The sequence below is a fragment of the Desulfuromonas sp. DDH964 genome (genome assembly GCF_001611275.1).
Lineage (GTDB): Bacteria > Desulfobacterota > Desulfuromonadia > Desulfuromonadales > DDH964 > DDH964.
Genome location: NZ_CP015080.1, coordinates 3,090,463 through 3,104,282, shown reverse-complemented (window position 1 = coordinate 3,104,282; position 13,820 = coordinate 3,090,463). Strand labels below are relative to the sequence as shown.

Below are 13,820 nucleotides of genomic sequence, written 5' to 3'. Positions count from 1 at the left end.
ACATCGTGCTAAGGGGTTCTGCCATGGGAAATCGAATTCTGCTCCTGTTGATTCCGCTCCTGCTCCTCTTCCCCGGTTGCCTTCCTGGCAAGCCGGCCGCCCCCCTGTCGTCGCCTCCAGCGGTCGTCACCGGCAAGGTCAGTGATCATCGCCAGCCGATAGCGGGGATCGAGGTGGCGGCCTATCCCGCCGCCGGCGGAACCCTGTCCGGCCCCGCCCCCTATGCTGCCGCACCCTCTTCCGAGGATGGCCGCTTCCAACTGGAGCTGCCGGCCGGGACCTACTACCTCCTGGCGCGCGGAGAGGGGTGGTTCTCCTATTACGGGCGCAACCCGGTCACCGTTCCCGAGCAGGGGCTTGCCGATCTCAATATCGGCCTGGTGGCGACCGCCTCGCCGCCAGCTCTCGCCGCCCCCTTTATCGACAGCGGGATCGCCGGCCAGGTCCTCTGGGACGGTCGCCCCCTGGCGGGCGCGATCATCTATGTCTATACCGATCTGACCAGCGACCTGAAGGGGATGGGGTACGTCATGGGTGGACCGACCGATGCGGACGGCTACTTCGAGGTCGCGGTGCCGGCCGGGACCTATTACGTGCTGGCGCGCAAGCGCAGCGGTGCCGCCAGCGTCGGCCCGCTGCGGGCCGGCGATTTTGCCGGCTACTTCCCGGGTAACCCGGTCCGGGTCGGGGCTGCCACCGTGGTCCCGCTGAGCGTGCCGATGCTGGTCGTCCCGGACAAGGTGAACGACCTGCAGGGGAGCCTCTTCGGCCAGACCAGCCTTAGTGGCCGGATTATCGACCGCCAGGGAGCGCCCGTCGCCGGCGTCCGCGCGGTCCTGTACAGCGACCCGCAGATGTTCAATCGCCCCCTCTACGTCTCCGCGCCGACCACCGCGGACGGCACCTACGTCCTCTCCTTTCCGAGTGGCGGGAGCTATTACCTGGCCGCGCGCAATACCCTCGGCGGAGCACCGGGACCCGGCGATCTTTATGGCACCTGGGACGGCAACCCGGACCACCTCCTCGAAGTGGCCGAAGGGGCCGCCTTGACCGGGCTCGATATCGTGGTGGAGGAGATGTGGTAGCGACCCGGCTCGGCGTTGGACTGCTGCTGTTCCTGCTCCCCTGGGGCTGCGCCTTGAAGGGCGCCCAGTCTCCCCGGCTGCTCCGCGACGTGGAGATCCGCAAGGATGCCGTCTGGGACGGCCGGGTAGTGATCGACGGCAGCGTCAAGGTCGACAAGGGGGTGACCCTGACGATCCGTCCCGGGACCGATATTGCCTTCGTGCGCCGCGATGCCGACGGTGATGGTCTCGGTGACGGGACCCTGGTGGTGGAGGGAGAACTGCTCGCCGTCGGCACCCGCGAGGAACCGATTCGTTTTCACAGCGCCGCCGCCAATCCCCGTCCCGGCGACTGGCTCGAAATCCGCAGCGACTTCTCCCGCAACCTGCAACTGCGCTATTGCGAGATCAGGGATTCGGCCTATACCCTGCACGCCCATTTCACCCGCGGCGTGATCGAGGACTGCACCATCCATGACAATATCGACGGCTGCCGCCTCGGCCAGGGGACTTTTGCCATTCGCAACTGCCTGATCGAGAAGAACTCCGGCAAGGGGATCAATTTCCGCAACTCCGATGTGGAGGTGTCCGGCAACATCATCCGCGACAACGGTTCGGGGATCTTCCTCTTCGAAACCGACCGGCCGGTGAGGATTCAGCGCAATAACCTCTATCGCAACCTCGAGAATTTCCGTCTCGGCGACTTTTTCAGCGGCGACGTAGCGCTTGCCGGCAACTGGTGGGGAACCGCGGATCCGCAAGCGGCGGCGGCGACCGTCTACGACCGGAAGCGCGATCCCGGCCTTGGCGTCGTCACGATCGATCCGGCGGCCGCGTGGATCACCGGCACCGGGCCGCGGGACGATTTGGCCGGCCTGACGCCGGCCTGGTCCTTTGCGACCAATGGCTTTGTCGACGCCGGCCCGGCCGTCGCCGGTGACCTGGTGCTGACCGCTTCCTGGGACGGATCGCTCCGGGCTTTCGACCAGCAGGGTGAGGTGCGCTGGGAAGTGGCGGTCGGCGACGTCGTTGACGCAACACCGGCGGGGGCCGGCGGACAGGTCTATTTTCAGAGCTGGGGGCGCCAGGTCTACGCCCTCTCTGCCGGGGACGGCGCCCTGGTCTGGCGCTTCGGCTACCCCCCCTCGCCGGCGGACGATCACCGCCAGGGCGGTATCCTGCCCCTCGGTGACCTCGTCCTGGTGCCGGCCTGGAACGGCAATCTCTATGCGCTCAACGCCGGGAACGGAGAGTTGCAGTGGAGCTTTTTTGCCGGTCTGCCACTGCGCGCGACCCCGGCCAGCGATGGCAGCCGGATTTTCCAGACCAGCGGCAGCGGTCGTCTCAGTGTTCTCGACCTCGCCGGTAACCTGCTCTGGCAACAGCAATTGCCGGCGCCGCTGCTCGCCGCTCCGGCGCTGACCCCGGAAGGCCCCGTTGTTCTTGACAAGGCCGGCCTTCTGGTCGCCTTTGCCGCCGATGGGAGCAAGCGCTGGCAGCGCGATCTTGGCGCCCCTTGCTACTACGGGGCGCCGGTCTACGCCGCCGGGGCCCTCTTCGTGCCGACCGCCGCCGGCGAGCTCTGGAAGCTCGACGCGGCCACCGGGGCCACCATCTGGCGCCTCTTTGGGGCGGGACCGATATACGCCACGCCGAAACTCTGGGATGGTCGCGTCTTCTTCGGGGACAATAACGGCCTGCTGCATGTGGTCGGAGCCGACAGCGGTGAACGTCTGGCGACCTATGCCGTCGGTGGCGAAATCCAGGGGACGCCCCTGCCGGTCGGGGGGCGGCTGATCTTCGGGTCCCGCGACCACCAGGTTCACGCCCTCTCCCTGCGGGGACGGGGTGAGGAGCAGTTGCGATGACGGTCCTTTCGCCACCGACCCGGCGCATCTACGCCGGGGTCTTTGTGTTGTGCCTGGCAACCCTGATGTATGAACTGGTCCTGACCCGGATCTTTTCCGTCCTCATGTGGTACCATTTTGCCTCCATGGCGATCTCCCTGGCCCTCTTCGGCATGGGGGTTTCGGCCCTGGTCGTCTATCTGCGTCCCGGCTGGTTCCCGCCGGAGCGAACCGGGCTTCTGACCGCCCGCTGGGCCGGCCTCTTTGCCCTCAGCGTCGCCCTCTTTTTTGCCCTTTTCGTCCTCTTCCGGCTGCAACCCCAGTTCGGCTTTCGCGTCCTGGCCTTCTTTCATCAACCCTTCTACCAGCCCTTCCAGCAAGGCTTTTATGATCGCGGCATTCCCGGCAGCCTCCTCGCCGTTCTCGCTGTTCTTTACCTGCTCACCGCCCTGCCGTTCTTCTGCAGCGGGCTGACTTTGACCCTGCTCCTTTCCCGGCATCTCCCCCAGATCAATCGCCTTTACTTCTGGGATCTGCTCGGCGCCGGCAGCGGGTGCCTGCTCATCATCCTGCTGCTCAAACTCCTCGGCGGGATTACCGCCATTCTCGCCATCGCCCTGTTCGGACTGCTCGCCGCCTGGCTGCTGCTGCCGCCGCAAGCCCCCCCGGTGCAGCGCTGGGGCGTGCTGGTCATCGGGGTGATCCTGGCCCTGGCCGGGGTCGGCAATGTCGTCAACGGTTACGCGGACATCCGCTTCGCCCGTGGCCGCTATGAACCGAACCTGCTCTGGAGTGCCTGGAACTCCTTCTCCCGGGTGGCGGTCTATCCCTCCCAGAGCCAGGAGATGGACCAGGCCTGGGGATTGTCGCGCACCTACCGCGGAAAGATTCCCGAGCAACTCGGCATGGTGGTCGACGATACCGGCTACACCACCATGTACCGCTGGGAAGGGGAGCGCACCCTCGACTTTTTCCGCGCCAACGTCATCGCTCTCCCCTATGCGCTCAAAAAAGCGCCGAGCGCTCTTGTTATCGGCCCTGGTGGCGGCAAGGACGTCCTCACCGCCCTGGCCATGGGCTCGCCCCAGGTCACCGCGGTGGAGGTGAACCCGCTGATCGTCCGCGCCGTCAACGAGGAATTCGCCCCCTTCACCGGGGCCCTTTACCGACGGCCGGAAGTTACCCTGGCGGTCGACGAAGGACGGAGCTTCGTCCGTCGCTCCCGGCAGCGTTACGACATTATCCAGGCCTCGGCGGTCTTCGGTCGCATGGCGCCGGCGGCCGGGGCCTTTACCCTGTCGGAAAACAATCTTTATACGGCCGAGGCTTTTCGTGATTACTGGGAGCATCTGCGCCCTGACGGGATTCTGACAATTTCCCGCTTCATTTTCGAACGGGAGACCCTGCGGCTGGTCTCCCTCGGGCTCAACCAGCTCAAGGCGGCAGGGGTGGCGGACCCGGGGGCGCATATCGCCGTGATCAAGGAGCGGGGCCTGGCCAATTTCATGCTCAAGCGCACCCCCTTCAGCCCCGCCGAGATCGCCCGGCTCCGGACCCTGGCTGCGGACCTGGAGTTCAGCGTGGTCTATCTCCCCGACCAGCGCGAGGGTAGTGGACCCTTTCCGCGCCTGATCGCCTCCGGCGGCAGTGAGGCCTTTTATCTGGAGTTCCCCTTCGATATCCGCCCGACCAGTGATGATCGCCCCTTTTTTTATTACATGTTCAAACCCATAGATTTCTTAAGGTTATTCACTTTTCCGCAGGAGAGTCAGTTCGAGGATCGTGCGGTTCTCACCCTGCGCAATCTGCTTTTGGTGGTGAGCGGCTTCGTCGCCCTCTTCCTGCTCCTCCCGCTCCTGGTATGGCGGCGCAGCCAGCTGCGGATGCCCGGGGCGTCGCGACGACTCTTCTATTTTGCCGCCCTCGGCCTCGGTTTCATGCTGGTGGAGATCGGGTTGATGCGGCGCTTTATTCTCTTCCTTGGCCCGCCGATTTATTCCCTGGCGGTAATCCTCTGCGCCCTCCTCTTTTTCTCGGGCATCGGCAGCCTGCTCGCCGACCGGGTAGTGCCGGGTCGTGAGCGCCGGGCGTTGAAGATAGTATTGTTGGCACTGGTTTTGCTGCTCAATATCTACATATTCGTTCTGCCGTCCCTTCTCGAGCCGCTGATGGGGCTCCCGGTCCTGGGGCGTTGCCTGCTCGCCGGGGTGCTTCTCATTCCCCTCGGCCTTTTGCTTGGCATGCCGCTCCCCCTCGGGATGCGGCACTTTCATCAGGATGGTTCAGCCGTCCCCTGGGCCTGGGGGGTGAACAGTGCCACCAGTGTTCTCGGAGCGCTGCTCGCGGTCGTGGCGGCCATGAACTTCGGCTTTACTCTGACCCTGCTTGGCGGAGAACTGATCTACCTGGCAGCGCTGGCGACGGTGCTGAGCGAGGGCAGGATCCGCCGAGGAATTTCTCGATGAAGCGATTCTGTTTTGCGGCCATCGGCCTGCTCCTGATTCTGTCTCTTAGCGGCTGCCCCAGGGGAGGCGAGAGCGGGCTGGAAGGGACCATCCTGTTCGGTGACCGGCCTCTGGCCGGTGCCCAGGTCGAGGTCTACCTCAAAGCGGAAAAAGATCGTGCCACTCTCCCCTTCAGCGTGGCCAGCACCGATGACGCAGGGCGTTATCGGCTCTCACTCCCCACCGGCCGCTACTTTGTGATCGCCAAGAAACGGGAGGAGGGGGGTGGGCACCCGCAGATGCTGATGGCCGAATGCCCGGCCAATCCCCTCGAGGTCGAAAACCAGATGCGCCAGGTGCCGGCTTTCAGCCTGCGCGAAATGGGCCGCGATGGTGCGCTGGTTGCTGATCCGGGGACCGTCCTGCGCGGCCGGGTTACGGCTGCCGGTTTGCCCCTCGCCCGCGCTTACGTCTATCTCTATACCGAATCTGCGGCGGGGCTGATGGGCCCCTCCTATGGTGAGGCGGTGCAGACGGAGGCCGATGGCCGGTTTCAGATCAAGGTACCGGCCGGCCGTTATTATCTGGCAGCGCGCAAGCGGGCCGACGGTTCCCGGCTCGGCGAGCCGAGTCCCGGCGATCTCAATGGCAGTTTCGCCGGCAATCCGGTCAGTGTGGCACACGGCCAGGAACTTGACCTCGGCGATTTCCCCCTCACCCCGGTCGATGCGGAACAGTTCCGGCAGCGTCACGCCGCCGGGAAATTCGCTGCCACTGCTACCGCTCTCAGCGGTCAAGCCGTTGACCAGGATGGCCATCCCCTTAAAGGGATCTATGTCTTCGCCTACCTCGACAGTCGCATGATCGGCAAACCGACCTATATCAGCGATCCGACCGGCAGCGACGGCCGCTTTAACCTCTACCTCGGCAGCGGTGGCAGTTATTTTGTCGGCGCCCGCAGCACTTTCGGCGGCCCCCTCGAGCCCGGGGAGTGGGTCGGGACCTTCGACGGTCGTCCCGACCACGGGGTCGACGTCGTTGCCGACCGGGAGCAGGATCTCGGTGCTCTGGTCCTGCGCGAGGTCTGGTGATGGGCCGGATTCTGTTGATTGCCCTGGCCTTGCTGATGCTTCCGACAGTCGGCCGTGCCGGCAGCCTCGTCGGCACGGTGCACTGGAGCGGTAGCGTGCAAATCGACGAAACGGTCCGGGTCGAGCCTGGTGCCGAACTGATCCTGGCCCCCGGCACCCGGGTGAATTTCCGTGGCGGACGGCTGGAAGTCGCCGGCCGGCTGGTTGCGGAGCAGGCCGTATTCGACGGGGACTGGGAGGGGGTCATGCTCAAGGGGTGCGACGGGACCACAATCCTGCGCAACTGCCGGATCAGTGGTGCCAGAACCGGGATCATGGCGATCGGTGGCAGTCCGCGCCTTGAAGAGCTGGAGCTGCGCGACAACGAGGTCGGCATGGAGCTGCGCCAGAAATGCGCGGCACGGGTGAGCGGCTGTCGCTTCGAGGGGAACCGCAAGGTCGGTCTTTTCATCAAGGACGAGGCGGTGCCGGAAGTCGAGGAGAACCTGTTTCGCAGCAACGGAAAATTCGGTGCCTATATCTTCCGCGCCAACCCTGCCGCCTTTCGCAAGAACCGTTTCGAGATGAATGCGACCGGCCTGATGGTGGCCAATTTCGGCAGCGATCCGCGGGTGGAAGGGAACCGCTTCGAGGGAAATACCATCGGGATCCTGGTGGACCGTGCCGCCCGGCCGCAGCTGGTCAGCAACGTCCTGACCGGCAACGATACCGGCATCCGCCTCTACCGGCGCTCCGACCCGGAGGTGGTCGGTAATCGACTGAAGGGGAACCGCATCGCGGTCTCTCTCGCTTATTCCTGCTATCCGCAGTTGCATGACAACGATTTTTCCGCCAATGCCACTGCCCTGCTTCTCGAATACCAATCGTCCCGCTGGGAGGCAGAAAAGGGGAGTGCAGCCCGGGCCGCCGAGGTGGCCGGGCGCGGCGCTTTCGGGCAGGCGCCGCGGGGAGAGGTGAGCGAGGAGCAGCGGCGCGCCCGGACTCTCGACGGCGTGGTCGATGCCAGGAACAACTGGTGGGGAGTGGCCGGAACCGCCGAACTGCAGCGGCTCGCTAGTGACGGCAATCCCACCTTCATTCAGGATGGCCGGGACACCCCGACCTTTACGGAAGGGGGGAAAGACTACCCCCTCGACCTGGTCCGCTTTGCCCCCTGGCGCAGCGCACCGGCGACGGAGCAACCATGATCCGGCTTTGGACACTACTGCTGCTGGTCGCCATTGTAACCCCGGTCTGGGCCGGATCCGGAATCCAGGGGCGGGTCGCCTGGCGCACCGAACTGGTCCCGGGGATCACGATTCGTGCCTACCGCAGCCTGAACGAGATGGCGGCCGACCGGCCGGTGGCGCAGGCGGCGGCAACGGCGCTCGACGGCACTTACCGCCTCGACCTCCCCCCCGGCAGTTACTTCCTTACTGCCCGGGATTTCACCGGCAAACCCCATCCCGGTGACCATTTCTGCTATTACAGCGGCAGCCCGGTACAGGTGCGCGCCGAGGGCTATACCAATGTCGGCTTCAACCTGATCAAAATCCCGAGGGAGGCACCGCCCAAAAACGCCCCCTATACCGGCATCGAGGGGGATATCAGCTACCAGGGGGAGCCTCTGGAGCGGGTCTATCTCTATGTCTACAAGGACCCCGAGGATGGCTTCAAGGGACCCGGCTACACCATCCTGCCTGTCGAAAAGGGACATTTCCGCCTGCGCCTCCCGCCCGGGGACTATTGGCTGCTGGCCCGCAAGCGTGCCAAAGGGGGGCGCTTCGGCCCGATTGAGACCGGCGACTTTTTCAACGCCTACTACGGCAACCCGGTGCGTGTCGAGGCCGGTCAGGTCCGCGACATCCAGCTCGAAACCATCACCCGCCTCTCCATGCTCGAAGAGGGGCCGAAACTCCCCTTTCGTGGAGCTCGCGGAATAATTCTCGGGCCGGACGGCAAGCCTGCTGCCGGACTGCATGTCTTTGCCTACACCACGCCGGAGATGACCGGAACCCCCGATTATTTTTCCTCCCCGAGCGGGCCGGACGGTCGGTTCGAGCTCGCGCTGCCGGGAACCGGTCCCTACTACCTGCTTGCCCGGGAAGCCTTCGGTGGACCGGCGAGCGACGGCGAACTTTATGGGAAATACCAACAGCGCCCTGACCATTCGTTGACTCTGGATGGAGAAAAGGGCGCAGAGGAGATCATCATTCATGTGGAAAATGCTCTGCCTCGCTAGCCTGGTCTTCCTGCTGGCCCTGCTGCCGGCAATCCCGGCGGATGCCGCGACCCAGGTGCTGACAGGCGTCGTTCGCTGGCACGGCGAGGTCACCCTCGACGACCCGGTACGGGTGGAGCCGGGGGCGACTCTGGTTATTGCCGCCGGGACCGTCGTCCGCCCCGCCAACCCCGCGATTTGGATTTCGGTGGCGGGACAGCTTCAGGTGGCCGGCACCCGGCAGCAACCGGTGGTCTTTGCCTCCCCTCCCGGATGGCAGGGGATCGATCTGGCTGAACCGACCGGGCCGAGCAGCTTCGACTATGCCGAGTTCAGCGGTGCCGAGGCCGCCATCAAGAGCATCGCCGCCCACTTTAGCGTACGCAATTGCACCTTCCGCAATTGTGAAACGGCGATCCAATTGGTACGTGAATCGGATCCGCTGATTGAAAACTGCACCTTCGAAGGGAACGGGCTGGCAGTTGCCAACGAAATGAAATCGAACGCCACTATCCGCGGCAATCTCTTCCGCGGCCAGACCAAGTCCGCGATCATGGCCTCCCACAACAGCCGGGGGACCATCCAGAACAACCGATTTGAGCGGAATGTTCAGGGGATTGCCCTGCTGCAGCGCTACAACGACAGCGTGCTGGACAATACCTTTACCGACAACAAGCTGGCCATTTACTGCAACCAGACCCAGAATTCCCCGCAAATTTCCGGCAATACCTTTGCCCGCAATGAAATCGCGCTGGTCGATTTTTCCTTTGCCTATCCGGCGGTGGAGAACAATCTCTTCACCGACAACAAAACGGCAATTCACAACGACCAGTTCGGATCCCCGCTGGTTTCACATAACCTGTTTCAGGGAAACGATACGGCGATCTACAACAATCGCAAGTCGAACCCGGTGATCCGCAATAATCGGATCGAGAAGAGCGAACTCGCCATCTTCTGCGACTATTCCTCCTACCCGGAAGTCCGGAACAATAATTTTCTCGGTAATCGGGTAGCCGTAAAGCTCGGGATTTACCAGAGTGCCGACTGGGAAAAACGCTCCGGCTCCAAGAGCCTGATGGCCAAGCAGTCCGCCCAGGCCAAGAGTCAGAATCCCCTGCTGGCGAAAGCTCCGACCACCTTCCCGGATACGGTGGATGTCAGCGAAAACTGGTGGGGGGAAGATACCGCCCGCATGGAGCGGGACGGGACGGAGGCCAACCTGAAGATCTTTTACGACCGCAACGACCTGCCGACCGTGACCTACGAAGATTTTGGACCGGAAAGCTACACCCTCGACATTATCCGCTATGCGCCCTGGCTCACGGCGCCGGTGGTCGGAGTCGGGCCAGTCGAGGCAGGGCGGTGAAATACCTCCTGTTGGGTATCTTCTTGCTCTGGCCCGGGCTCGGCTGGGGGACGGCGGTTGACGGCCGGGTGGTTCTGGACGATCAGCCCCTGGCCGGGATGACGGTTACGGCCTATCGGGATCTCGACCCGAGCCTCACCCCGCTGGCGGTGAGCCCGCCTACCGCTGACGACGGCCTTTTCCACCTGGAGCTTCCTCCCGGCGATTATGCCCTCTTTGCGCGCAGCAGCGCCGGGGACTACTTCGCCTTCTGCGGACGCAACCCGCTGGCCGTTGGTAGCGAGCCGGTGTGGGCGGGCCTGCAGGCGGTGGCGGTGAGCCCGCCCACGACTACCCCCTACGACGATCCGTACAGCGCCGCGATCGTCGGCCAGGTACTGTATCGGGGCGAACCACTGGCGGATGCCTATGTCTCACTCTACCTGGACCCTGCCGAAGATCTCAAGGGGCAGGGTTACCGGATGGCGCCGCCGACCGGGAAAGACGGCGGGTTCGCATTCGATGGCCTGCCGGAGAGCAGTTATTACCTGGTGGTGCGCAAGCGCGCCAGTGGCGGCCGGGTCGGGCCGATCCTTGAGGGGGATTTCCTCGGCGTTTTTGCGGGCAATCCGATCGAGGCCCGGGCCGGCCGGACGCTGCGGGTTGTACTGCCGGTGATCATGAAGGTCAAGGGGAACAGCGCCAATGAGACCTTCGGCCACAGCGGCGGACCGCTGCTGAGTGGCAGGGTCCTCGATCGGGAAGGCCGGCCGGTGGCTGGCGTCCACGTCTTTGCCTATACCGACCGGGTGATCGGGCACCAGCGGCCGGCGGCGGTTTCTCCTCCCACCGCGGCGGATGGCGCCTACGCGCTCCAACTCGCCGGCGCCGGCACCTATTATGTCGGAGCGCGCCAGGAATACGGCGACTCTCCCGCCCCCGGTGAGCTCTTCGGCATGTATGAAGGCCGTGCCGACCACGGGATCGAGGTCACAGCGGGGGAGACCCGCGAAGGGCTAAATATCCGGGTCGAACCGATTGCCCTGCAATAATCCAAGGAGGTTCCTGTGGCAGACAAAAAAGCAGCTGCGGTAAAACTGGAAATCCAGCTCGATGACGAGACGGCCCAGGGGGTCTACTCCAACCTGGCGCTGGTCAACCACACCGAAACCGAGTTCACCATCGATTTCATTTATGTCCAGCCGCAGCTGCCCAAAGCCAAGGTGCGCAGCCGGATTATTACCTCACCGCGCCACCTAAGGCGGCTGATCGGTGCGCTGCAGGAAAATCTGCGGCGCTATGAAGAGCAGCATGGACCGGTGGCAACCGAGGCGCCGCCGGCAGTCGATGATGCCCACTATCATTAGCCGACTCGGGATCCCCTTTCTCCTTCTGATGTTTTTGACAGGGTGTCTCGGGCCGCGCCCGGTCCTGGAATTGGGGGACGCCGTCATCAGCGGGACGGAGCGCTGGAGTGGTGAAGTTCGCATCCGTGGCGTGGTCACCGTCCGCAAGGAAGGCGCTCTGGAAATTACCCCGGGAACGCGAGTGGTATTCCTCCCCTACGATATGGACCAGGATGGGATCGGGGACAGCGAGCTGCGGGTCGAGGGGGCTCTCAGTGCGGTCGGCACCGCGCGGCACCCGATCCTCTTCACCAGCGGTGCGGCCCGGCCGGCGCCGGCCGACTGGAAATTCATCTATTGCGACTTTGCCCGCAGCGCCGAGCTGGAGCATATCATTTCGGAATATGCCTACAGCGGTGTTCAGGTCCATTTTTGCAAGGCCCGCATCGTAAACTCGGAGTTCCGTTACAATGTCGACGGCGTGCGTTTCTCCACGGTCAACATCGAAGTGGCCGGCAATGATATTCACCACAATACCTACGGGATTCGCTATGAAGAACGGCGTTCGACCGGCACGGTCCACCACAACCGGATCGATGCCAACGATGTCGGTATTTTTGCCGTCACCCGCTGTGCCAACGGGGTGCAGTTCCGTGACAACGACCTTGCCGGCAATCGCAGTTATCATGTTAAACTGGGCGCCGAGCAGCGCCAGGATCTGAGTTTCCCCCGCAACTGGTGGGGAGCAACCGACCCGGCGGCTATCGCCGCCCGCTTCTTCGATCGTCGTTACGATGCTACACTGGGCGCGGTGACGGCTCCCGACCCATTGGCCGCCCCGGCCGGTCTTTCCTGGTAAATTTCTGCAACAAGGAGTTATCCATGCCGCAAAAGATTCTTCGTTCCCTGCTTCTGTTTCTGACCCTCGCCCTGGCGGTCTCTTTGACGGTCCCGGTCCCGTCGGCCCAAGGCTGTGTCGGCAAGACCCTGGTGATCGCTTCAACGGGGACGGTTCAGCAGGACCTTCTCGCCGAAATCATCGCCCTGCTGATCGGCGAGCGGACCGGCACCACCGTCAAGGTGATCCGCGTCGCCTCCCCGCAGGCCGCGCACGAGGCCTTACTCAAGGCCGAACTCGACATCTCGGTCGAATATACCGGCGCTGGACAGCTGAACGTCCTCCACGGAGAGGCGATCGCCGATCCGAAAGCCTTGTTCGAGGTGGTCAAGACCCGTTACAACCAGGATCTCAACCTGATCTGGCTGCAGCCCTTCGGTTTTGACGAGCCGGGCGCCGTGACGACCGCCATCCCCGCCGAAGCGGCGCCGGTGGTGCGCAAGGATACCCTGAAAAAGTTTCCGGCCCTGACCCGACTGATCAACAAGCTGGGGGGGACCATTGACGGTGCCACCATGAAGCGGCTTGAGGCACAGGCCGCCTCCGGCAAGGTCCGCGAGGTGGCGCGCAGTTTCCTCAAGGATAATCGGCTGATCTGATGCACAGTCTCTCCAGCAACCGTCCTGTCGACCGGGACCGGCGGCGCTTCATTCGCGCCCTGCTGCAGACGACGGCCTGCGGCCTGGCCGCCGGCGCCGTGCCGATTCTGACCCTGCGCCCGGTCAACGCCCTGGCCGGCTCTCCGGCGCCTGAACTGGCGGTGCGGCGCGGCAGCGATATCCCGACCCTGGTGCGGGAAACGCTGGGGGCCCTTGGCGGAATCGGCCACTTTGTCAAGGCGGGGGAGACGGTGGTCCTCAAGCCGAATATCGGCTGGGATCGCACTGTCGAACTGGCTGCCAATACCCACCCCCTGGTGGTGAAGACCGTCGCCGAGCTTTGCCTGGAAGCCGGCGCCCGGCAGGTCACGGTGTTCGATCGCACCTGCAATGATCCACGTCGCTGCTATGTGGAGAGCGGCATCCAGACCGCCATCGAGAGCCTCGCTTCCGACCGGGTGCGGATCGAACATATCGATCGCCGCGCCTTTCAGGAGATCGACATCGAGAAGGGGGTACACCTCTCTCGCTGGTCCTTTTACCGACCAGCGCTGGAAGCTGATCGTCTCATCAACCTGCCGATTGCCAAGCACCATTCGATCTCCACCGTGACCCTGGGGATGAAGAACCTGATGGGGGTACTGGGCGGCAATCGCGGCCAATTGCATCGCGATATTGCCGAAGCCCTGGTCGACATCAACTGCGTGGTGCATGCCGATCTGACCCTGATCGATGCCACCCGGGTTCTGGTTGCCAATGGTCCCCAGGGGGGGCGGCTGGAGGATGTCAGGGTTCTTGACACCCTGGTCGCTTCGGCGGATATCGTCGCCGCCGACGCCTTTGGTGCCACTCTGCTCGGCCGGCGCCCGGAGGAGATTGCCACCATCGTCGCCGCAGCACAGCGGGGGCTCGGGGTGATGGACCTCAAACAGGTAAAGATGGTTTAGCCCCATCTCCCGGTCTCGACAGCGGCGCCGGACCCTCGC

General features: G+C 64.1%; 12 protein-coding genes. All 12 read left to right on the top strand.

All coding sequences use genetic code 11. The features are described from left to right. The first annotated feature begins 23 nt into the window (after positions 1-23). From DBW_RS14270 to DBW_RS14215, 12 genes are read left to right on the top strand one after another with little or no spacing between them, the layout of a single operon-like run. Positions 24-1,085, top strand: coding sequence for a carboxypeptidase regulatory-like domain-containing protein (locus tag DBW_RS14270; RefSeq protein ID WP_066728250.1), 1,062 nt, complete (start codon positions 24-26; stop codon positions 1,083-1,085). Further along, positions 1,079-2,932 (top strand): outer membrane protein assembly factor BamB family protein, encoded by a 1,854-nt coding sequence (locus tag DBW_RS14265; RefSeq protein ID WP_066728248.1) that lies wholly within the window; start codon positions 1,079-1,081, stop codon positions 2,930-2,932. Before DBW_RS14270 ends, DBW_RS14265 begins: the two co-directional genes overlap by 7 nt. Next, positions 2,929-5,376 carry a hypothetical protein gene (locus DBW_RS14260; protein ID WP_066728246.1) on the top strand — a complete coding sequence of 816 codons (2,448 nt, stop codon included), beginning with the start codon at positions 2,929-2,931 and terminating at the stop codon, positions 5,374-5,376. Before DBW_RS14265 ends, DBW_RS14260 begins: the two co-directional genes overlap by 4 nt. Then, positions 5,373-6,446, top strand: a complete 1,074-nt coding sequence (locus DBW_RS14255) for an MSCRAMM family protein (protein WP_066728244.1) — start codon at positions 5,373-5,375, stop codon at positions 6,444-6,446. The genes DBW_RS14260 and DBW_RS14255 overlap by 4 nt, the downstream gene beginning before the upstream one ends. Further along, complete coding sequence (locus DBW_RS14250) at positions 6,446-7,633, top strand: right-handed parallel beta-helix repeat-containing protein (RefSeq protein WP_066728242.1); 1,188 nt, start codon at positions 6,446-6,448, stop codon at positions 7,631-7,633. Before DBW_RS14255 ends, DBW_RS14250 begins: the two co-directional genes overlap by 1 nt. Beyond that, positions 7,630-8,667: a carboxypeptidase-like regulatory domain-containing protein gene (locus DBW_RS14245; RefSeq protein WP_066728240.1), complete on the top strand. Its 1,038-nt coding sequence runs from the start codon at positions 7,630-7,632 to the stop codon at positions 8,665-8,667. The genes DBW_RS14250 and DBW_RS14245 overlap by 4 nt, the downstream gene beginning before the upstream one ends. Continuing rightward, positions 8,642-10,012 carry a right-handed parallel beta-helix repeat-containing protein gene (locus tag DBW_RS14240; RefSeq protein ID WP_197463647.1) on the top strand — a complete coding sequence of 457 codons (1,371 nt, stop codon included), beginning with the start codon at positions 8,642-8,644 and terminating at the stop codon, positions 10,010-10,012. The genes DBW_RS14245 and DBW_RS14240 overlap by 26 nt, the downstream gene beginning before the upstream one ends. An 11-nt stretch (positions 10,013-10,023) precedes the next feature. Continuing rightward, positions 10,024-11,043 (top strand): hypothetical protein, encoded by a 1,020-nt coding sequence (locus DBW_RS14235; protein ID WP_157471907.1) that lies wholly within the window; start codon positions 10,024-10,026, stop codon positions 11,041-11,043. 15 nt (positions 11,044-11,058) lie between these two features. Beyond that, on the top strand, positions 11,059-11,358 hold the full coding sequence (locus DBW_RS14230) for a DUF3467 domain-containing protein (protein ID WP_066728237.1): 300 nt from the start codon (positions 11,059-11,061) through the stop codon (positions 11,356-11,358). Further along, positions 11,342-12,196 carry a right-handed parallel beta-helix repeat-containing protein gene (locus DBW_RS14225; RefSeq protein ID WP_197463646.1) on the top strand — a complete coding sequence of 285 codons (855 nt, stop codon included), beginning with the start codon at positions 11,342-11,344 and terminating at the stop codon, positions 12,194-12,196. Before DBW_RS14230 ends, DBW_RS14225 begins: the two co-directional genes overlap by 17 nt. A 23-nt stretch (positions 12,197-12,219) precedes the next feature. Next, entirely contained in the window at positions 12,220-12,834 is a 615-nt protein-coding gene (locus tag DBW_RS14220) for a glycine betaine ABC transporter substrate-binding protein (protein ID WP_066728234.1), read from the top strand. Next, positions 12,834-13,781, top strand: coding sequence for a DUF362 domain-containing protein (locus DBW_RS14215; RefSeq protein WP_066728232.1), 948 nt, complete (start codon positions 12,834-12,836; stop codon positions 13,779-13,781). Before DBW_RS14220 ends, DBW_RS14215 begins: the two co-directional genes overlap by 1 nt. Positions 13,782-13,820 lie beyond the last annotated feature (39 nt).

What these genes read in the sequence shown, in the direction of transcription:
- DBW_RS14270 (WP_066728250.1), top strand. Translation starts at nt 24, where the DNA reads ATGGGAAATCGAATTCTGCTCCTGTTGATTCCGCTCCTGCTCCTCTTC.
- DBW_RS14260 (WP_066728246.1), top strand. Translation starts at nt 2,929, where the DNA reads ATGACGGTCCTTTCGCCACCGACCCGGCGCATCTACGCCGGGGTCTTT.
- DBW_RS14255 (WP_066728244.1), top strand. Translation starts at nt 5,373, where the DNA reads ATGAAGCGATTCTGTTTTGCGGCCATCGGCCTGCTCCTGATTCTGTCT.
- DBW_RS14250 (WP_066728242.1), top strand. Translation starts at nt 6,446, where the DNA reads ATGGGCCGGATTCTGTTGATTGCCCTGGCCTTGCTGATGCTTCCGACA.
- DBW_RS14245 (WP_066728240.1), top strand. Translation starts at nt 7,630, where the DNA reads ATGATCCGGCTTTGGACACTACTGCTGCTGGTCGCCATTGTAACCCCG.
- DBW_RS14240 (WP_197463647.1), top strand. Translation starts at nt 8,642, where the DNA reads ATGTGGAAAATGCTCTGCCTCGCTAGCCTGGTCTTCCTGCTGGCCCTG.
- DBW_RS14225 (WP_197463646.1), top strand. Translation starts at nt 11,342, where the DNA reads ATGCCCACTATCATTAGCCGACTCGGGATCCCCTTTCTCCTTCTGATG.
- DBW_RS14220 (WP_066728234.1), top strand. Translation starts at nt 12,220, where the DNA reads ATGCCGCAAAAGATTCTTCGTTCCCTGCTTCTGTTTCTGACCCTCGCC.
- DBW_RS14215 (WP_066728232.1), top strand. Translation starts at nt 12,834, where the DNA reads ATGCACAGTCTCTCCAGCAACCGTCCTGTCGACCGGGACCGGCGGCGC.